At 70.0% G+C, this 21,080-nt stretch carries 8 protein-coding genes; 1 reads left to right on the forward strand and 7 read right to left on the reverse strand.

Going from position 1 to position 21,080, the window contains the following annotated elements:
* Positions 1-130: 130 nt before the first annotated feature.
* The 5 genes from DJ010_RS10970 to DJ010_RS10990 form a co-directional block, all read right to left on the reverse strand.
* Positions 131-8,356, reverse strand: coding sequence for an ExeM/NucH family extracellular endonuclease (locus tag DJ010_RS10970; RefSeq protein ID WP_109693707.1), 8,226 nt, complete (start codon positions 8,354-8,356; stop codon positions 131-133).
* A 175-nt stretch (positions 8,357-8,531) separates the two neighbouring features.
* Complete coding sequence (gene pgsA / locus DJ010_RS10975; RefSeq protein ID WP_109693708.1) at positions 8,532-9,161, reverse strand: CDP-diacylglycerol--glycerol-3-phosphate 3-phosphatidyltransferase; 630 nt, start codon at positions 9,159-9,161, stop codon at positions 8,532-8,534.
* Complete coding sequence (gene rimO / locus DJ010_RS10980) at positions 9,158-10,585, reverse strand: 30S ribosomal protein S12 methylthiotransferase RimO (RefSeq protein WP_109693709.1); 1,428 nt, start codon at positions 10,583-10,585, stop codon at positions 9,158-9,160. The genes pgsA and rimO overlap by 4 nt, the downstream gene beginning before the upstream one ends.
* A 49-nt stretch (positions 10,586-10,634) precedes the next feature.
* Positions 10,635-12,395 (reverse strand): helix-turn-helix domain-containing protein, encoded by a 1,761-nt coding sequence (locus DJ010_RS22425; protein ID WP_211318744.1) that lies wholly within the window; start codon positions 12,393-12,395, stop codon positions 10,635-10,637.
* A gap of 5 nt (positions 12,396-12,400) precedes the next feature.
* Positions 12,401-14,986 (reverse strand): DNA translocase FtsK, encoded by a 2,586-nt coding sequence (locus tag DJ010_RS10990; RefSeq protein ID WP_109693710.1) that lies wholly within the window; start codon positions 14,984-14,986, stop codon positions 12,401-12,403.
* 310 nt (positions 14,987-15,296) lie between these two features.
* On the opposite strand from DJ010_RS10990, the gene DJ010_RS10995 reads away from it, so the two are divergent.
* On the forward strand, positions 15,297-18,392 hold the full coding sequence (locus DJ010_RS10995) for a M4 family metallopeptidase (protein WP_109693711.1): 3,096 nt from the start codon (positions 15,297-15,299) through the stop codon (positions 18,390-18,392).
* A gap of 89 nt (positions 18,393-18,481) precedes the next feature.
* On the opposite strand, the gene DJ010_RS11000 is transcribed toward DJ010_RS10995, so the two are convergent.
* Both DJ010_RS11000 and dapA read right to left on the reverse strand, forming a co-directional pair.
* The gene (locus DJ010_RS11000; RefSeq protein ID WP_109693712.1) at positions 18,482-20,167 is read right to left on the reverse strand and encodes a ribonuclease J; all 1,686 of its coding nucleotides are present in this window, start codon (positions 20,165-20,167) and stop codon (positions 18,482-18,484) included.
* On the reverse strand, positions 20,164-21,054 hold the full coding sequence (gene dapA / locus DJ010_RS11005; RefSeq protein WP_109693713.1) for a 4-hydroxy-tetrahydrodipicolinate synthase: 891 nt from the start codon (positions 21,052-21,054) through the stop codon (positions 20,164-20,166). The genes DJ010_RS11000 and dapA overlap by 4 nt, the downstream gene beginning before the upstream one ends.
* Between the last annotated feature and the right edge of the window lie 26 nt (positions 21,055-21,080).

The following is a 21,080-nucleotide window of genomic DNA, read 5'->3' on the forward strand; positions in this document are numbered from 1 at the left end:
AGGACTTTGACGCAACTATTTCGTGACGAAACGAGGTTTTCACCCCTCGTTCGTCCGGCCGGTCGGACGACGAAGGGACCGGCCCGCAGGTCGCGGACCGGTCCCGTTTCGCCACCGGGGCTGGAGGGCGCTAGTTGCGCACCTTCAGCGTCGCTGTCCCGGTGCCGGTCGTCACGTTCTCGTCACCCGAATAGGTGATCGTGACCGTGTACGGCGTCGGCGACGCCGGCAGGGTGCCTGCCGCCAGCGTCACGTTGGACACGCCTTGGGCGTTCAGCGTCCCCGTGCCGAGGACCGTCGCGCCGCGGGTGATCGTGACGGTGCCGGTCGGGATCACGTTCTGCGCCGCCACCCGGACCCGCATCGTGCCGGTCTTGCCGGAGACCTGCGTGACGTTGGTGCCCGTCACCGTGGGCGTGGACTTCTCGACCGTGACCGTCGAGGAGCCCGTGCCGGGGTCCACGTTGGCGTCTCCGGAGTAGGCGATCGTCACCTGGTTGACCCCCACCGGCAGCTTCTTCGCCGGGATCGGCACCGTCGCCTGCCCGTTGAACACGCTGCGAGTGCCGATCGTGACCGCGCCGGACGTCAGCGTGACCGTGCCGGTGGGGACGACCCCGCCCGGAGCGGTGACCTGGACGACCATGGTGGTGGCCTTGCCGTAGACCACCGTGACGGGCGCCGCGGTGACGGTCGGGGTGATCCCGGTGACCGTGAGGGTCGCCGATCCCGTGCTCGGGCCGTACGTCGCGTTGCCGTTGTAGGTGATCACGATCGGGTAGACGCCGACCTTGAGGATCTTCGCCGGGATCGGCACGTCCGCCTCACCGCCTGCGAGGTTGGCGATGCCGATCGTCTTGGTCCCCGACTTCAGCGAAACCGAGCCGGTGGGCACCGGACCGGACCCGGTGACCTCGACGTGCATCGAGCCGGCCTGGCCGTAGACCTGGACGGCGTCCGTGCCCGTCACCGTCGCGGACGGTCGCACCACCTTGACCGTCGTGGAGCCCGTGCCGCCCTGGACGTTCGCGTCACCTTCGTAGGTGATCGTCACCGTGTGGGTGCCGATCGGCAGCGCGTTCGCCGGGATGGTCACGGCCGCCTGGCCGTTGGTCAGCTGGCCGGTCCCGAGGAGGTTCGTCCCCTTCTTCACCGTGACAGCACCGGTCGCGACGACGCCGGTCGCACCGACGCTGACGACCACGACGCCCGAGCTGCCGTACTCGACCGTTGCCGGGGTCCCGATCACCGTCGAGGGCGCCTTGGTCACCGTGACCGTGGCGGTCCCGGAGCCGGGCTTGACCTCGTCGTCGCCGGCGTAGCTGACTGTCACCGTGTGGGTGCCCACCGGGAGGGCGTCGCCCGCGATGGCCACGTCCGCCTCCCCGTCGGTCAGCGTGCCGGTCCCGATCGTCTCGCCGCCCGAGGTCAGCGCCACCTCGCCCGTCGGCGTCGGGCCGCCGGAGGTCGACACCGTGACGTGCATCGTCGTACCGGTGCCGTAGACCATCGACAGGTCGGTGCCGGTGACCGTCGGAGCCACCCGGTCCTTGACCGTGATCGGGACGATGATCTCCGTGCCGGTGTCCGGACCGACGAGCGTCAGCTCCGCCGGGCCGCCCGGCGTCTCCGCCGGGAGCGGCACGTCGACGTGCGCCTTGCCGTACATGTCGAAAACCGCAGTGCCGACGGTGTTGTCCAGCGCCGCCGTTCCGAGGACCTGGTCGCCCAGCTTGACCTGGATCTCCGTGTCCTTGACGTCGCCCGGGGCCGTCATCGACCACGACGCCACGTCGAGCTCGACGTCCTTGCCGGCCGTGTAGGTCGCGGCGACGTTGTGGACCTCGACCGCGCGTTGGCTGAAGTCGACCGGCAGCGGAGCCGAGGCGGTGTTCTCCGCCATGTAGTCGACCATCGCCTGCAGGTCGGTGACGCCCCACTGCGCCTTGCCGGTGCCGTTGGCGAACTCGCGGAAGTTGTCACCGCCGGTCGCCAGGAAAGAGTTCACCGTCACCGAGTACGACGTCCCCGGCTGGATGCGCTCGCCGTCGAGCCACATGCCGGTCACCTCGCCCTGGAAGGTCGCGGTCCCGTTGACGGTGACCGGCGTCTCCACGTAGGTGTAGGTGAAGCCCTTCGACACGCCGAGCCGCAGGAACGGACGCGTCGGCACGGTGCCCGACGGGCCGTCGGCTGTGCGCTGCCACTGCTGCTCGAGCACCTTCTCGATCTGGGCACCGGTCATGTCCATGTTGGTCAGCCCGTTGGCGAAGGGCTGCACCGCGGCCGCCTGCCGGTAGGTGAGCTGCCGGTCGCTGCCGACGACGGTGCCGACCATGTCGGCCCGCAGGCCGCCCGGGTTCATGAACGCGATCTGGGCCCCACCCTGGTCCGCCGGCGTCTCGGCGCGCTGCACCTCGGCCACCAGGTTGCCGAGGGTCGACTCGCCACCACGGTTCTCGACCAGCACCGGCGGGGTCGCGGAGCTGTTCACCCGCGCCCGGTTGAACGACGCCTCGATCTCGCCCAGCACCTGCGCCCCGATCGGAGCGGCGAAGTCGATCGCGTCCTGCACGATCTGCACGGTCGCCGGGTCCTCGGTGTAGAGCGCCTCGGTCAGCGGCAGCACCTTCTGCGTCTTCGCGGTCACCTCGCCGGTCGCGGTGTCAACCGTGAACAGGAGCTGGTTGAGGTTCGTGCCGTACTGGCCCGAGGACACGACCGGCCGCTTGGTGACGGCCCGGCCCTCGCTCACCCAGTCCTGCACGGTGAACTCGCAGTCGTAGAGCAGGTGCGTGTGACCCGAGATGATCGCGTCCACGTCGGAGGAGGTGTTCTGGGTGATGTTGCCCCACACCGTCGACGGGTCGGTGAAGCTCGGGCTCGTGCAGCTGGTCGAGGGCGCGCCCTCGTGGACCAGCAGCACGACGATGTCCGCACCGGCGCCCTTGAGGTCGGCCGCCGCCGCGTTGGTCGCGTCGACGATGTCGGTCACCGTGACGCCCTCGATGCCGCCCGGCGACACCAGCGCCGGGAGCTCCTCGGTCACCGCGCCGACGAAGCCGATCTCGACCCCGTCGACGGTCGCCGTCCAGGTCTCGGCCAGGTCGTCGCGACCCGCCGGCTCCTCGACGTTGGCGCCGATGTACTCCCACTCGGCCAGGCCCTGGATCCGGCCCACGAGGTCCTCGTAGCCCTGGTCGAACTCGTGGTTGCCGACCGAGGAGACGTCGAGGGTGGCCTCGTTGAGCGCCTCGATCGTCGGCTCGTCGTCCTGGACGAACGACTCGAACGTCGTGGCGCCGACCAGGTCGCCGGCCGCGGCGAACACGGTGTTCGGGTTGTCGTTGCGCAGCTTCTTCACCGCGCCCGCCAGCAGGGCGGCCGGGCAGATCCGGTTCGAGCAGTTCTGGCCGGGCTGCGACTCGTCCTGGATCAGGCGGCCGTGGAAGTCGTTCGTGCCGAGGATCTGGACCTCGGTCGTCTCCCGCTCGACGGCCAGCTCGACGTGGACCTCGGTCCCGGTCTGCTGCCCGACCAGCGTCAGCTCCACGTCACCCGAGGGCAGGTCCGCCGGCAGCGCGACGCTCACCGAGGCGGTGCCGTAGCTGTCGTAGGGCTTGTTGCCGATCGTGTTGTTCAGCGTGGCCGTGCCGAGCACGTCGTCGCCGAGCTTCACCTGGACAGCCGTGTCCTTGGTGTCGCCGGCGTTGGACATGGTCCACGACGCGACGTCGAAGGAGACCGTGTCACCGGGGACGTAGGTCTCCGGCGCCGACGGCGGGAACTCCACCTCGACGGCCCGCTGGCTGTAGTCGACCTCGAGCGGGTTCGCGGCGTCGTAGTGGTCCATGTAGTCGACCATCGCCTGCAGGTCCACCACACCGGTGTCGACCTTGTTGGTGCCGTTGGCGAGCTCCCAGAAGTTGTCGCCGCCGGTGCCGAGGAACGAGTTCACGGTGACGGAGTAGGTCGCCGCCGGGTCGATCGGCTCGCCGTCGAGCCACATCCCGGTGACCTCGCCCTCGAAGGTGTTGACGTTCTCGGAGCCCGGGATGCTGACGACCTTCGGCTTCTCCACGTAGGTGTAGGTGAAGCCGTCGGACACACCGAGCCGCAGGAACGGGCGCGACGGCACGTTGCCGTTGGCCGTGCGCTGCCACTGCTGCTCGAGCACCGTCTCGATCTGGGCGCCGGTGAGGTCCATGTTCACCAGCGTGTTGGCGAACGGCTGGACGTTGGCGGCCTCGCGGTAGGTCAGGTCGCGGAGCGAGCCGTTGACGACGCCGACCATGTCGGCGCGCAGACCGCCGGGGTTCATGAACGCGATGTCGGCCTCGACGCCCTGGTCCGGCAGCTGGGTGGCCCAGCGCTGCACCTCGGCGACCTGGTTGCCCAGGGTCGACTCGCCGCCACGGTTCTCCAGCAGGCCGGACGAGGTCTGGTAGACCGCACGGTTGAACGGGCCGTCCATCGAGCCGAGGACGTTGTTGCCGATCTCGTCGGCGTAGTCCTTCGCGGCGTCCACGATGGCCTGGACCTCGGGGTCGGGCGCGTAGCCGACGCCCGCCGTCGCGATGATGTCCTGCTCGATCTCGACCAGGTCGCCGGTGTCTGCGTTGATGTTGAACACCAGCTGGTTGAGGTTGGTGCCGTACTGACCGGCGGAGACCACCGGACGGCGGGTCACCGCGCGCGACTCGTCGACCCAGTCCTGCACCGTGTAGCGGCAGTTGTAGGCCAGGTGCGTGTGACCGGAGATGATCGCGTCCACGTCGGCCGAGGTGTTCTGGACGATGTTGCCGAACACCGATGCGGGGTCGGTGAAGCTCGTCGACTGGCAGTCGGTCGTCGGCGAGCCCTCGTGCACCAGCAGGACGACGATCTCGGCCCCGTCGGCCTTGAGCGCGTCGGCCTCCTCGTTGACCGACTCGACGACGTCGAGCACCTCGACGCCCGCCAGTCCGGCCGGGTTCACCAGGGCCTTGAGGTCCTCGGTGACCGCGCCGACGAAGCCGACCTTCACGCCGTCGATCGTCGTGGTGTAGCTCTCGGCCAGGTCGTCGCGGCCGGTGGGCTCGTCGATGTTGGCCGCGATGTAGTCCCACTCGGCCAGGTCCTGGACCCGGCCCACGAAGTCCTCGTAGCCCTGGTCGAACTCGTGGTTGCCCGCCGCGGAGACCTCGAGGTCCATCGCGTTGAGCGCCTCGATCGTCGGCTCGTCGTCCTGGACGAAGGACTCGAACGTCGACGCACCGATCAGGTCACCGGCCGCGGAGAAGATCGTGTTCGGGTACTCCGCACGCAGCTCGTCGACCGCGGTCGCGAAGGGCGCGGCACCGGCGGCGTTGCCGCCGTCGGGCAGCAGCCGGCCGTGGAAGTCGTTGGTGCCGAGCACCTGGATCTTCTTGGTCGTGGTCGGCGTGAAGTCCGGCAGGTCCAGCCCGACGATCTCGGGGTTGTGGTCGGAGGTCGCGAACGGGTCGTCCGGGTTGAAGAGGATCGTGGCGTTGTAGTTGTAGCGGCTGTACTGGTAGGCCACCGACTCGTTGGCGTTGATCTCCCAGATGTCGGCGTCGGTCACCAGCTCCATCGCAGCGTCGTTGCCGAGCACGTGGTCGAGCGAGCCGGACAGCCCGTTGAAGCTGTAGCTCTCCTCGTCCGGGTTGTCCGTCGACTCGATCAGCTCGTAGCCGCCCTCCTCGAGGATCCCGATCGGGCGCTCCTTGGTGTAGGCGTTGAAGTCGCCGGCGAGGAAGACCGCCTCGATGTCCCGGGCCGCGGCGAAGTCGTCGGCGAACTGCACCAGCCGGGTGGCCTGGCGCTGGCGGTCGCCGTTGAAGGCGCCGACGAACTCGCTGTTGGCGTTGTCGCCGGGCGCGCACTTCCAGGGCTTGGTCGTCTGCTCCGCCGTGGTGCAGCTGTCGCCCTTGGACTTGAAGTGGTTGACGATGACGGCGAACGCGTCGCTGTTGGGCGCCCCGACCGCCTTGAACGCCTGGGCCAGCGGCTCGCGGGCGTTGGCGAACTGGGTGGTGCCGAACAGGATGTCGGACTGACCCACCGGCTGCACGAGCGCCGGCTGGTAGATGAACGCCGGGCGGATCGCGTCCTGCTCGGCGACGGCCGAGGCCGTCGTGGCCTCACCAGGGCTCCTCACGAACTTCCACTTGCCCGGGCTGGCCGCGTTGAGCAGGCCGACCAGGTAGGACACCGCGTCGTCGCGGTTGGTCTCGCCCGGCATCTTGATGGAGTTCTCCATCTCCTCCAGCGCGATGATGCTGGCGTCCATCGTGTTGATGGTGTGGACGAGCTTGGCCTGCTGGCGGGCCAGGCTCGCGTCAGTGGCGGCGCCACGCGGGCCGCTGCCGTTGTTGGTGCTCGCCTCGTTCTCCGGGGTGTCCGGGTCGTCGAGGTTCTGGACACCACAGGAGTCGTTACCGATCCGGTTGCCCTCGCGGTCGTTGAAGTAGGTGCAGCGCAGGTCCTGCGGCGGGTTGGTCGCGTTGTCGGCGTTCGCGTAGGCCTCGCCGGTGGTGTTGAAGAAGTTGAGGACGTTGAACGTCGCGATGGAGATGTCACCGCCGACGTCGGCCGGGGCCAGGTTGTCGGCACGGGTGTTCTCGAACGTCACCAGGCTGCTGCCGCTGTCGGTGATCTGCGCCTGCGGCTGGAACTTCCAGATGTTGTTGCGCCAGTCGAGGATCACCGGAGCGTGGAACTCGGCGGCCGCACCCACGCGCGGTGGGGACGTCGTGCCGGTGAGCCACGGCAGCGGGACGCCCTTGTTGGTGTTGTTGCCGAGGTAGTTGAAGGTCGAGCCGTCGTCGAGGGTGATTGCCCGCTCGGCGTTCTCGGCGAGGACCGCGTCCGCGGCCGGCGTGCCCGGCGCGGCGAACTCGGTCGGCTGCTTCAGGGGCAGGTCGCCGGTGGCGAGCCCGATCTCGGCGAAGCCGTTGGTCTGGAAGTTGTTGGTGACGGTGAAGTCGTCGGTCGGCGCGAGCAGCATGCCCTCGTGCGCCTCACGGCCGGCGTTCGTCGTCGGGTAGGCGATCTCGAGCGGCGTGACGGCGGCGAGCGGGGTGCTCAGCTCGACCACCGCGGCGGCGTTGGCCGGGGTGATCTGGGTGCTGTCGTTGAACTCGCTGACCGGGCCGGTCACGCGCACCGAGTCGCCGAGGACGACGCCGGCCGGGATGTTCACCATGTTGCTGCCACCGAAGATGAACAGCGCGTCCGAGGCACCCGGCGTGGCGTCGGTCGTGCCGCCGGTGCCGGCCGTCTGCACGAACATGCCGTTGAAGCCGCCGGTGCGGTAGATCGCGGTGACGACACCCTCGACCGACTTCACGGTGCCGGCGCCGCCCCCCGTGGGCGGGGCGAACGGCGAGCGCGCGCCGGTGCCCTGGATCTCGTGGATCGGGGTGATGTCCACGCCCGCGGCGACCGTGAACGTGAAGTCCTGGGTGTCGGTGGCGTTGGTCGCGTCGGTCGCCGTCACGGTGACGGTGCAGGTGCAGACGGCCGACGGGGTGCCGGTGACCTGGCCGGTGGTGCTGTTGATGTTCACACCGTTCGGCAACCCGGTCGCGCTCCACGTGTAGGGCGAGGTGCCACCGGTCGCGGCCATGGTGAACGACGCGATCGCCTCGCCGACCACGCCGGACTTGGGGCCGGGGTCGGTCACAGCCAAGACCCCGGCAGGCTTCGGAGTCGGAGTCGGCGGGCTCGTCACCGTGAAGTCGGTGTTGTTGTTGTCGGTGTCCGTGCCGGTGGCATCACGGCTGACGGATTGAGTGTTGTTCGCCAAGGACGGAGTACGGCCCGCACCTTCGTAGATCGCGGCGGTGCCGCCAAAACCGACGAAGTCGATAACCGAAGCCGCGAAGGTCCAAGGCGCGGCGGCGTTGGTCTGGGCCGCGATCCCCGCCGTGCCGTTGACGAGATAGATCTGACCTGCAGTGCCGGACAGGTTCAGACCACAGCTCGTCGTGTCCGCCGGCTGCGGGAGTGGTACGCCAGTGGCGCCGCCCGCGCACTGCACCAGATAGTGCTCACCTGGTCCGACCTCGACGTTCGGCAACGAGAACACGTTGGTCGCCGCACCCGTGGTTGCCGCGGCTCGGTACTGAAGGCTCTTGCCGTTCAGCGAGATCGGGCCCGCGCTCGAGTTGTAGAGCTCGATGAAGTCGTTGGTGAAGGTGGCGTTGCTGTTGCCGCCGCCGCCGTACACCTCCTTGATCACCAGACCCGGGCCGGCGGCCTGGGCCGGGGCGGCGGGGAGAACGAGCTGGAGGCCGGTGACGGTCAGGACGGAGCCAAGGACTCCGCCGAGGACCTGCTTCAGAGAAGGCATGGGGCACTTTCCACGGGTACGAACGCAACAGAAGGAAGACCTGCGACGTAGGCGTGCCGAGCCAACCAGCAGAGCAGGACGTGGGGAAGTGACCTGACCTTAAGGGCGACCACCGACTCGTGCGCAAGGAATCGGCGGAAACGTGACGCAACTATTTCGTGACGAAACCTGAATTTCACCGAGACCGGATGTCGTGGCGCTGCCGCCAGACGTCGCGGAAGAACTGGTAGCCCGAGACCAGGGTGAGCACGAAGGCGATGCCGAGGAGGACGAGCGCGACGACGTACGCCACCTCGCCCGGGACGTCGAGCCAGCTGACCTCGTCACCGACCTCGAGGAGAGGCAGCGTCAGCAGGCCGAGGGCGAGCGCCTGGGCCATCGTCTTCCACTTGCCGATCTCGGCGGCGGCGATGACGACGGACTTGAGGACGGACAGCCGGAGCAGCGTGACCGCCCACTCGCGCACCAGCACGATGACGGTGATCGTCCACATCCACCAGGTGTCCATGATGATCGACAGGCCGATGAAGGCCATGCCGGTCAGCGCCTTGTCGGCGATGGGGTCGGCGATCTTGCCGAAGTTCGTGATCAGGTTGCGCTTGCGGGCGATGTCGCCGTCGATCTTGTCGGTGACCATCGCGAGGAAGAAGATCACGTAGGCCACCGTGCGCCAGGTGATCGAGTCGCCGTCCTCGACGAGCAGTGCCCAGCCGTAGAACGGGACCGAGAGGATCCGGAGCGTGGTGAGCGCGTTCGGGAGGTTCCAGTTGCTGGGCTTCTGGGTCGTGGTCTCCGGCGTCGTCATCGCTTGTCTCCCGTCGCTTCCGCGACCAGGTCGACCCCGTCGCTCTCGACCACGACGGCCCGCACCAGGTCGCCGGTCTTCACTTCCTGGCCGAGCCTGTCGAGACCCCGCACCAGCGTGCTGCCGTCGACCTCCGGGCCCTGGTGGGCCGCCCGGCCCTCCACGTGACCCGGCAGGTCGGTGTCCAGCTCCTCGACCAGCACCTCCACGGTGCTGCCGATCCGCTCCTCGGCCCGGTCCGCGTTGAGCGCGGTGACCAGGTCGGTGACGTGCGCCAGCCGGGCGCGGACCTCGTCCTCGTCGTGCTTGCCGTCGAACGACTCGGCCTCGGTGCCGTCCTCGTCGGAGTAGCCGAACACGCCGGTGACGTCGAGCCGGGCCGCCGTGAGGAAGTCGCAGAGGATCTCGAGGTCGCGCTCGGTCTCGCCGGGGAACCCGACGATCACGTTGGACCGGACGCCGGCCTCCGGCGCCAGCGACCGCACCTGGTCGAGCAGGCCGAGGAAGCTCTCCGGGTCACCGAAGCGGCGCATCCGGCGCAGCACCGTGTTGCTGGCGTGCTGGAAGGAGAGGTCGAAGTACGGCGCGACGCCCGGCGTCGTGGCGATGGCCTCGATCAGTCCGGGGCGGGTCTCGGCGGGCTGCAGGTAGGACACCCGCACCCGCTCGATGCCGTCGATCGCCGCGAGCTCGGGCAGCAGCGTCTCGAGCAGCCGGAGGTCGCCGAGGTCCTTGCCGTACGACGTCGAGTTCTCCGAGACGAGGAACAGCTCGCGAGCGCCCTGCCTCGCCAGCCACGCACCCTCGACCAGCACGTCGGAGGGCCGGCGGCTGACGAACGAGCCGCGGAACATGGGGATCGCGCAGAACGTGCAGCGCCGGTCGCAGCCGCTGGCGAGCTTGAGCGCGGCCATCGGGCCGGAGTCGAGCCGGGCGCGGAACGCCTCGGTGGTCGAGCCTGTCGAGACCCCGGTCGTGCCCTGCCGCTCCGCGGGGCTGATCGGCAGCAGCTTCCGCCGGTCCTGCGGGGTGTGCGGGTGCGGCCGGTCGCCGGCGACGATCGACCGCAGCCGCGCGGCGATGTCGGTGTAGTCGTCGAACCCGAGCACGGCGTCGGCCTCGGGCAAGGAGTCGGCGAGCTCGGCGCCGTACCTCTCCGCCAGGCACCCCACCGCCACCACGGCCTGGGGCCTGCCGGTCTCCTTGAGGTCCGCGGCGGCGAGCAGGGTGTCGATCGAGTCCTTCTTGGCGGCCTCGACGAACCCACAGGTGTTGACCAGGACCGTGTCGGCGTCCTCGGGGTCCTCGACGAGCGCGAAGCCGTCGGCCGCCAGCCGACCGGCCAGCTCCTCGGAGTCGACGTCGTTGCGCGCACACCCGAGGGTGAGCAGCGCGACGGACAGCGGCGCGGACGATTCACTCATGGCTACCCGTCAGTATGGCGGCTCGCCCCGCCCGGGCGCGAAACGCCGGTCAGCAGGCGGCGAGGGTCTTGCTGGCCTCGACACCGGTCTCGCCGAGCGGAGCGGCGTCCTTGCAGTCGACCGCAGCGGTGACCGAGCCGTCCGACGTCCAGAGCCGGACCGGCGGCACCACCTCGAGGTCGGCCGTCTGCCCGAACGCCAGCGGACCGTCGTAGACGATGACGCCGCGCCCGTCGCGGACGACGACCTTGGCGCCGCCAGCGGTGGCGGTGAGCACCACCGGCACCGCCGGGACCTTGCCGCTGCCGTTGCCGTTGGGACCGCCGCTGAGGTTGAGCGTCTCCGGCTCGTCCAGCGGCACCGGACCGTCCATGACCAGCTTGGCGATGGACCACAGCAGCACGGCCGCCATGATCGCGGCGACCAGCACCGACCAGTTCCGGCCGCCGCGGGTGCCGCGGATCGAGCCGCCGACCCCGGTCGCGAGCTCCGACTCGAAGACCCGGCGCGGGTCGACGGGGGCATCGGCGTACTTCTCGTCGTACGTCGCGATGAGCGGGCCGGCCTCGACCCCGAGCACGCGGGCCAGGGTGCGCAGGTGGCCGCGGGCGTAGAAGTCGCCGCCGCACGGCCCGAAGTCGTCGACCTCGATCGACTCGATGACGTGCGGGCGGATCCGGGTGCGGTCGGAGAGCTGGTCGATCGTCAGCCGCAGCCGGTCGCGCGCGGCCTCCAGCTGCGGGCCGATGACCGGCTCGGTGGCCGGGTGCACGGCGAGGTCGTCGAGGACGACGGTCAGCGTGTGCTCGACCGCCTCGGGCTGCGGGTCGTCGGCGACCGGGTCGCTCGCCAGCGCGTTGGCGCCGATCGTCGGGTGCGAGCCGGTGTCGCCCGCGCCGGCGCTCGAGCCGCGCAGGAAGCCGCCGAAGCGCGGTCGGTCGACGCGCGCCGGCGCGCTCACCGCACGGCCGGGCTCGGGCGCCGGCGGGACCGGGTCGATCTCGTCGGTCGAGGCGTCGGCCAGTACCGGGTCGATGGTGTCGACGGTGTCCTCGACGTCCGCATCCGCCGTGTCCACCGGGGTTTCGGGATCCTCGCTCGCGGGCGGGACCAGCGGCGAGTGGAACCGGCGCTCCACCTCGGCGGCGATCCCGCGGCGCTCCAGCTTGACGGTGTCCTCGGACAGCGGACCGATCTCGCTGCGGGTGACGGACGGCTCCGACAGCTGGACGGCGTCGGGCTCGATCTCCGGGGTGGCCGGCCCGTCGTGGCCGACCGGGACGTCGTCTTCCTCCGCGAGACCCGGCACCACCTCGACGACGTCGGCACGACCGTCGGCCAGCGCGGCGAGCTCGTCGCTGAGGGTGCTCGGGTCGGCGCCGGCGACGCGGGTCGCCAGGGTCAGCGGCACGATCAGCTGCTGACCGCTCTCCCCCACCACCAGTAGGTGCCCGTCGTGGAACGGCAGCCGGCGCGGCAGGTGCTCGAGGCACTCGACGTCGTCCCACGCGATGCCCTGCCACTCCGCACCCTCGCGGAGCCGGACGCCGAGCCCGTCGGCGACGAGCAGTGGCGCGCGCCCGTCGGCGACCGCGGCGGCGTGGGTGAGCGTGATGACCGCCAGCACGGCGAAGAGCGCCCAGTCGAGGGCGGTGCCGTCGCCGAGCGCGCGGACCGCGAACGCCACCGTCAGCCCGGCGGCGAGCAGCCCGACGATCCCCGAGAGGACGACGTTGCGGCGGACCTCCACCTGCTGCGGCGACGCCGCATCAGTCGGGCCGTGGGTCGGGTCGAGGATCTCGTCGTTCATGTCCGTCACTCCCCCTGGATGGTCGCGATCACGGAGTCGAGTTCGTCGGGTTTCACCAGCACGTCGCGTGCCTTCGAGCCCTCGCTGGGCCCGACGACGCCGCGGCTCTCGAGGATGTCCATCAGCCGGCCCGCCTTGGCGAAGCCGACGCGGAGCTTGCGCTGCAGCATCGACGTCGAGCCGAACTGCGTCGACACGACCAGCTCGATCGCCTGGACCACCAGGTCCATGTCGTCGCCGATGTCGTCGTCGAGCACCTTGCCGCTGCTCTGCGGCGCGGTGACGTCGTCGCGGTAGGTCGGCTCCAGCTGGGACTTGCAGTGCCGCACCACCTGGTGGATCTCGGCCTCGGTGACCCAGCTGCCCTGGACTCTTATGGGCTTGGACGCACCCATCGGCAGGAACAGCCCGTCACCTTGACCGACCAGCTTCTCTGCACCGGGCTGGTCGAGGATGACGCGGCTGTCGGCCAGCGACGAGGTCGCGAACGCCAGCCGGGACGGGACGTTCGCCTTGATCAGACCGGTGACGACGTCGACCGACGGGCGCTGCGTCGCCAGCACCAGGTGGATGCCCGCGGCCCGTGCCAGCTGGGTGATGCGGACGACCGAGTCCTCGACGTCGCGCGGCGCGACCATCATCAGGTCGGCGAGCTCGTCGACGATCACCAGCAGGTAGGGGTACGGCGTCAGCACGCGCTCGCTGCCGGCGGGCACCTCGACCTTGCCGGCGCGCACGGCCTTGTTGAAGTCGTCGATGTGGCGGAAGCCGAAGTTGGCGAGGTCGTCGTACCGCAGGTCCATCTCGCGGCACACCCAGGCCAGCGCCTCCGCCGCCTTCTTCGGGTTGGTGATGATCGGCGTGATCAGGTGCGGCACGCCCTCGTAGTTGTTCAGCTCCACCCGCTTGGGGTCGACCATGATCATCCGCACCTCGTCCGGCGTGGACCGCATGAGGATCGAGGTGATGAGCGAGTTGATGAAGCTCGACTTGCCGGAGCCGGTCGCACCGGCGACCAGCAGGTGCGGCATCTTCGCCATGTTGGCCACGACGAAGCCGCCCTCCACGTCCTTGCCGAGCCCGGCGACCATCGGGTGGTGGTCGTTGCGCGCCGCGTTGGAGCGCAGCACGTCACCGAGGGAGACGATCTCCTTGTCGACGTTGGGGATCTCGACACCGACCGCGGACTTGCCGGGGATCGGGCTCAGGATCCGCACGTCCTCGGACCCGACGGCGTAGGAGATGTTGCGCGAGACGCCGAGGATCTTCTCCACCTTCACACCGGTGCCGAGCTCGATCTCGTAGCGGGTGACGGTCGGACCGCGCGTGTAGCCGGTGACCTGGGCGTCGATGCCGAACTCCTCCAGCACCTGGGTGAGCTTCTCGACGACCTCGTCGCTGGCCTTCGACCGCGCCTTGTGGGGCGAGCCGGGCTTGAGCGTGTCGCTGGTCGGGAGCGAGTAGGCGATGTCGCCGGACAGCGCGAGCTGCTCGACGCGCTGCGGCAGCTGGGCGTGCGGCGGCGGCTCGAGCTCGCCGGTCTCGTGGTCGGGCACGGCCTGCGGCTCGTCCGCCAGGGGTACGTCGATCGGCGTCTCGAGCGCCATCGACTCCTCGACGTCGGCGGCCGCCTTCCGGCCCCGGCGCTTCTTCGGCGGCTCGGCCAGCAGCGGCGAGTCGTAGGCCGGGTCGCCCATCAGCGGGTCGAGGGTCTCGTCGGTCCCGCCCTTGCCCCTGCCGCGCCGGGTGCGGATCGGCTGGGTGGGCTCGCTGTCGTCGGTCGCGCGCTCGCGGCCCAGCACCAGGTCGCCGAGGTCGCGCAGCCGGTCGGGCACGCGGTAGAGCGGCGTCGCGGTGATGACGAGAACGCCGAAGAACGCGAGCAGCACGAGCAGCGGCACGACGACCGCGGAGGACCGCAGCAGGTCGAGCAGCAGCGCGGAGACGACGTAGCCGACTGCTCCCCCGCCCTCGCGCAACGGCGTGGTGTCGCCGGCGACCGGCTGCGGGCTGCCGTTGGCGATGTGGACGATGCCGAGGAGGCCGAACGCGAACGTGGTCCAGCCGATCACCTGCCGGCCGACCGGTCCGTTGGCGACCGGGTCGCGCATCACCCGCCAGGCGGCGAGCAGCACGAGGAACGGCACCAGCCAGCCCACCTTGCCCACCGACCCGGCGACGACGGTGCGCACGAAGTCCATGACCCCGCCGGGCACCTCGAACCAGACACCGGCGGCGACGACGAACGCGAGACCGACGAGCAGCAGCCCGACACCGTCGCGGCGCTGCTCGGGCTCGATCTCCTTGGCGCCCCCGACGATGCCGCGGACCACCGCGCCGACGCCGTGCGCGATGCCGAGCCAGACCGCGGCGACGGCCCGGGCCAGCGCCCGGAACATCTGCGACACCGGACCGGGCCCGTTGCGGACAGCACGAGGCGCCGGCCGACGGCTGGCAGTGCTGCGCTTCGCGGTCGGTCGCTTCTTGGCTGTACTACGAGATCGCGAGCTGTTGCCTGTCCTGGTGCTGCCTGACTTCGTGGACGTGCTCCGGCTGCGCGACCGCGTCGGGGAAGACGTACGGGTCGCCATGGTGCGACCCTACTCATTCGTCACATCGGCCCCACGGATCACACGAGCGTGTCGCCGTCCCAAACACCACGGCGTGTTGGGGGTGGACCAACCTCTCAGGCGCTTCTAAGGTGCCGGAGGTGCGTGGCTCGTTGCCCGCATCTCCCGGAAATACATCCTCGGAAGGGATCACTCGGTGAAGATTCTCAACCGGGGCCGGAGTATCACTCTCGGTCTCGCTCTCGTCGCTGCCGGTTTGGCAGCACCACCGGCGCTCACGGCCGCGGCAGCCCCCGCGGCGGCGCCGTCGGACCCGTCGATCGTCGGTCGGATGAAGGACACCGCGGACGGAAAGGTCGCTGTCCGGAACAACCGCGCCACCGGCAAGGTCGGCTTCATCGGCGCGCGGAACGCGCGTACGGACCTCTTGCCCGGCGTCGCCGCCGACAACCGCGGCGAGGCGATCGGGAAGGCCGACGCGTACGTCGACCGGTTCTCCAACGCCTTCGGCGTGCCGGCGAGCCAGCTCGAGCGGGCCGAGGTCGCCAGCGACCGCTACGGCTGGTCGGTCACCTACACCCAGAGCTACCAGGGCGTCCCCGTCTTCGCCGCCGAGCTGAAGGCCCACGTCGACAAGTCCGGTGACCTCACCGCGGTCAACGGCTTCGTCGTCCCCGACGCGAGGATCGACACCGAGCCGCGGGTCACCGCGGACCAGGCCGCCGACCGCGCGCTGGAGATGGTGACGGAGCGCCCCTCCGGCTACGAGGACGGCCTCCCGGAGGCCGCGACGAAGGGGCTCGAGGTCGCGTCGAACGACCTGATGATCTACCGGACGGGCTCGACCCGCGGGATCAAGGGAGAGTCGCGGCTGGCCTACGTCCTCGAGGTGACCAACGAGAAGACGGTCCGCGAGACGGTCATCATCGACGCCCTGACCGGCAAGTACCTCAACCGCTGGTCGATGATGGCGCACGCCCTCGACCGGTTGCTGATCGAGGCCTACGACGGCGAGCAGGACCCCGCCGTCGTGTGGAGGGAGGGCGAGGAGTTCCCCGGCACGCTCGACGAGGACCAGCAGAACGAGATCCTCGGCACCGCCGAGGCCTACTGGATGTTCAAGAACACCTTCGGTCGTGACTCGTACGACGGCGAGGGTGCGCGGATGATCACCGTCAACAACGACCCGGGCATCAACTGCCCCAACGCGAACTGGAACGGCGTCAGCACGAACTACTGCGACGGCGTCACCGGTGACGACACGGTTGCCCACGAGTGGGGTCACGCCTACACCGAGTACACCTCGGGCCTGATCTACCAGTGGCAGTCGGGCGCGATGAACGAGGCCTACTCCGACATCTGGGGCGAGACGGTCGACATGCTCAACGACCGGCACAACGAGGGCGGCGAGACCCAGGCCGACCCGGTGCTCCGCACCCCCGGCACCTGCTCGGACTACACCCGGTCGCCGATCACCATGGAGATCACTGCTCCTGCCTCGGTGGCCGGTGCGTGCACCGCGGCACCCGCCTCGTTCGGTCCCGTGTTCGGCCAGACGCCGGTCACCGGCACTGCCGTGGTCGGTGTCGACACGACCGGCACCCTGCCCGACGGCACCGTCGACAACTCCACCGGCAACGGGTGCTTCGCGTTCACCAACGCCGACGAGATCGCCGGCAGCTGGGTCTACGTCGATCGCGGTGAGTGCACGTTCGCGATGAAGGCCGAGAACGCCGCCGACGCCGGTGCCGAGGGCATCGTCGTGGGCGACAACGCACCGGACCGGGCGCCGATCTCGATGAGCGGCACCACCGACATCTACGGCGTGATGGTCACCCAGGCCGACGGCACCCGGTTCAAGACCGCCGGTGAGCCCGTCGACTTCACGATCGCAGCCGTCCCGGCCGAGTCCGACGAGACCTACCGCTGGCTGTCCGGCGAGTCCGACCCGTCGTTCGGCGGTGCGATCCGCGACATGTGGAACCCCAGCTGCTACGGCCACCCGGGCGCGGTCTCTGACGAGGAGTACCACTGCGACGAGAGCGACAGCGGCGGCGTGCACTCCAACTCGGGGGTCGTCAACCGCACGTTCGCGATCCTCGTCGACGGGCTCGAGCCCGGCGGCGTGGAGGCGATCGGTCTCGACAAGGCGGCGAACATCTTCTGGCACACCCAGACGAACTACCTGACGCCGACGTCGAACTTCGTCGACCTGGCCGACGGCCTGGAGACGTCGTGCGCCGACCTGACCGGCCAGCCCATCAACGAGGTCACCCTCGGCAACCCGACGGAGGCCGACGGCTCGGACGGCGAGGCGGTGGCGGAACGCGCCGAGGACATCACCGCCGACGACTGTGCAGAGGTGGCCGACGCGATCGCCGAGACCGAGCTGCGGGTGGAGCCCACCCAGTGCAACTTCCAGCCGATGCTGGACAAGGGCAAGCTCACCTGCGGTGACGACACGGTGACGACGACCACCTGGTCGGAGGACTTCGAGGACGGTCTGGGCGAGTGGACCGCCGACGTGGAGTTCTTCTCGCACCCGGCGTACGGCTCGGGCGCCGTCTCGCACCCGTGGGAGACCACCACCGACCTGCCGGAGACCACCGACATCCCGGGTGGCGACCACCCGCAGTCGACGGTGATCTACTCCGCGGACCCGAGCACCGGCAGCTGCCTCGGCGACGAGGAGGACGAGTCGTCGCGCGACGGCCTGACCTCGCCGGTGATCACCGTGCCGGAGGGCAAGTCGGCGCGGTTCTCCTTCGAGCACCTGGTCGCGACCGAGTCGGGTTGGGACGGCGGCAACGTCAAGTTCAGCACCGACGGCGGCGACACGTTCGAGGAGATCCCCGCGGACGCGTGGATCCTCAACGGGCCGCACGGCCAGATCAACACCCTGGCCGAGGGCAACACCAACCCCCTCGCCGGGCAGGCCGGGTTCACCGGGACCGACGGTGGCGAGGCCACCGGCTCGTGGGGCACCTCGGTGGTGAGCCTGGGCAAGCTCGGGCTGCTGGCCGGCGAAGAGGTCCAGTTCCGGTTCGACATGGGTCGTGACGGCTGCAACGGCGTCGACGGCTGGTACGTCGACAACGTGGCCGTCACTGTCTGCGAGGACGCCCCCGCCGGGCCGGTCGCGACCACCACCAAGGTGCAGTCGGTCAAGCCGAAGACGGTGAAGAAGGGCAAGACCTTCACCGTCCGGGTCAAGGTGACCGCCGAGGAGACCCCCACCGGTCGCGTCCAGGTCAAGAAGGGCGGCAAGGTCCTCGAGGGAGCCAGGCTCAACGCCAACGGCGTTGCGACCCTCCAGGTCAAGGCGGACCTCCCGGTCGGCAAGAACACCCTGGTCGCCCAGTACGTCGGCAACTCCTCGTTCAAGAAGAGCAGCCAGACGTTCACGGTCACGGTGAGGAAGAAGTAGCCCGCCAGGGCTGACCGACGAAGCGGCCCCCGCTCTCCGAGAGGAGGGCGGGGGCCGTTGTCCGCAGTGGTGGTCGAGCTCGTCCTGTTCTACGCCTCGACGACGACCGGGATGATCATCGGCCGGCGGCGATGGGTGCCGGAGACCCAGCGGCCGATCGTGCGTCGTACGGCCTGCTGCATCTGGTAGGTGTCGTCGGTGCCCTCGGCGAGCAGGCCGTTGACGGCGTCGACGATCGGCTGCTTGATGGCCTCGAAGTCCTCGTCGCGCCAGGCGTGGCCGCGGGCATGGATCTCGGGGCCGGCCGAGACCTTGCCGGCGACCGAGTCGACGACCACGATCACCGAGATGAAGCCCTCCTCGCCGAGGATCCGGCGGTCCTTGAGCTCGGCCTCGGTCACGTCGCCGATCGACTGGCCGTCGACGAAGACGTAGCCGACGTCGACCTTGCCGGTCACCGACGCGTGCCCCTCCACGAGGTCGACGACGACGCCGTCCTCGGCGTAGACGACGTTCTCGACGCCGACCTGCTGGGCGAGCGCCCCGTTGGCGAGCATGTGCCGGATCTCGCCGTGCACCGGCAGCACGTTGCGCGGTCGCACGATGTTGTAGCAGTAGAGCAGCTCGCCGGCGCTGGCGTGGCCGCTGACGTGGACGAGCGCGTTGCCCTTGTGGACCACGCGGGCCCCCCAGCGGGACAGACCGTTGATCACCCGGTAGACGGCGTTCTCGTTGCCGGGGATCAGGCTGGAGGCGAGGACGACGGTGTCGCCGGACTCGAGGTGGACGAAGTTGTGGCTGCGGTTGGCGATCCGCGCCAGCGCGCTCATCGGCTCGCCCTGGGAGCCGGTCGAGATCAGCACCTGGCGCTCGGGCGGAAGGTCGGCGAGCTCCTTGGCCTCGACCATCACGCCGGGCGGGATCGTGAGATAGCCGAGGTCGCGCGCGACGCCCATGTTGCGCACCATCGAGCGGCCGACGAACGCGACCTTGCGGTCGTGGGCGACAGCGGTGTCGAGGATCTGCTGCACGCGGTGCACGTGGGAGGCGAAGCAGGCCACGATGATGCGCTGGTCGGCCTCGCGGAAGACCTGGTCGAGCACCGGCGTGATCTTCTTCTCGGCGGTCGTGAATCCCGGCACCTCGGCGTTGGTCGAGTCGGTGAGGAACAGGTCGACCCCCTCCTCGCCGAGCCGCGCGAACGCTCGCAGGTCGGTGATGCGGCCGTCCAGCGGCAGCTGGTCCATCTTGAAGTCGCCGGTGTGGAGCACCAGTCCGGCGCCGGTGCGGATGGCCACCGCGAGCGCGTCGGGGATCGAGTGGTTGACCGCGACGAACTCCAGGTCGAAGGGTCCGAAGCTGATCCGGTCGCCCTCGGCCACCTTGTGGTAGGCGGGCTGCTTGAGCCGGTGCTCGCGGAGCTTGCCGCCGAGCAGCGCGAGCGTGAGCTCAGAGCCGACCAGCGGGATGTCCTCCCGCTCGCGGAGGAGGTACGGCGTCGCGCCGATGTGGTCCTCGTGGCCGTGGGTCAGCACCAGCGCCTCGACGTCGTCGAGCCGGCCGCGGATCGGCGTGAAGTCCGGGAGGATCAGGTCGACGCCGGGGTGGTGCTCGTCGGGGAACAGGACGCCGCAGTCGACGATGAGCAGGCGGCCGTCGTACTCGAAGACCGTCATGTTGCGGCCGACCTCGCCGAGGCCGCCCAGCGGGGTGACGCGCAGGCCGCCGGCGGGAAGCTCCGGCGGGGTGCCGAGCTCGGGGTGTGAGTGGCTCAACCCAGCACTCCCGCCGCCTCGAGACCGGCGCGGAGATCGTCGAGCTCGCTGTCGTCGAGCTCGACGAGGGGCGACCGCACCCGGCGGTTGTCGAGGACACCGATCAGCTCGAGCGCGGCCTTGGCCGCGGTGGCGCCGTAGCTGGGCCGGCCCATGATCGCGTCGATCGCCGGCAGCATGCCGGTGAAGATGTCGAGCGCGGCCATCGGGTCGCCGTGGTGGAAGGCGTCGTACATCGCGCGCAGCTGGTCGCCGACCACGTGGCCCGCGACCGACACGAACCCGGCCGCGCCGTGCGCCAGCCAGGCCAGGTTGAGGACGTCGTCACCGGAGTAGACGGCGTAGCCCAGGTCCCTGATCCGGACGCCGCGGGCCATGTCGCCGACCGCGTCCTTGACCGCGACCACCTGCTCCCACCCGGCGACCTCCTCGTAGGTCTCCATGGCGATCTGGCTGCCGGTGCGACCCGGCACGTCGTAGAGCATCACCGGCAGGTCACCGGCGTCGGCGACCTGGCGGAAGTGGTGGAGGATGCCGCGCGGTCCCGGCTTGTTGTAGTACGGCGTCACGAGCAGCACGCCGTCGGCGCCGACCTTGGTCGCCTGCTGGGCCAGCCAGATCGAGGTGCTGGTGTCGTTGGTGCCGACACCCGCGACCAGCTTGGCCCGGTCGCCCACCGCGTCCTTCACCGCGGCGAGGACCTCGCCGTCCTCCTCCTTGGTCGTCGTGGCGGACTCGCCGGTGGTCCCGGAGACCACCAGCCCGTCGTGGCCGTGGTCGACGAGGTGGCGGGCGACCCGCTGGAGCGCGTCGAAGTCCACCGAGCCGTCCTCGCCGAAGGGCGTGACCATCGCGGTCAGCACGGTGCCGAAGGGGGCGGAAGTCATGGTCCCAGGCTATCCCCACGCCCGAC

Origin of the sequence: Nocardioides silvaticus, assembly GCF_003160695.1 — a bacterium.
GTDB classification, from domain to species: Bacteria; Actinomycetota; Actinomycetes; order Propionibacteriales; family Nocardioidaceae; genus Nocardioides; species Nocardioides silvaticus.

Excerpts from the sequence above, each read along its gene's own strand:
- DJ010_RS10990 (WP_109693710.1), bottom strand. The coding sequence starts at position 14,986 with ATGGCGACCCGTACGTCTTCCCCGACGCGGTCGCGCAGCCGGAGCACG.
- DJ010_RS22425 (WP_211318744.1), bottom strand. The coding sequence starts at position 12,395 with ATGAACGACGAGATCCTCGACCCGACCCACGGCCCGACTGATGCGGCG.
- dapA (WP_109693713.1), bottom strand. The coding sequence starts at position 21,054 with ATGACTTCCGCCCCCTTCGGCACCGTGCTGACCGCGATGGTCACGCCC.
- DJ010_RS10995 (WP_109693711.1), top strand. The coding sequence starts at position 15,297 with ATGAAGGACACCGCGGACGGAAAGGTCGCTGTCCGGAACAACCGCGCC.
- DJ010_RS10970 (WP_109693707.1), bottom strand. The coding sequence starts at position 8,356 with ATGCCTTCTCTGAAGCAGGTCCTCGGCGGAGTCCTTGGCTCCGTCCTG.
- rimO (WP_109693709.1), bottom strand. The coding sequence starts at position 10,585 with ATGAGTGAATCGTCCGCGCCGCTGTCCGTCGCGCTGCTCACCCTCGGG.
- pgsA (WP_109693708.1), bottom strand. The coding sequence starts at position 9,161 with ATGACGACGCCGGAGACCACGACCCAGAAGCCCAGCAACTGGAACCTC.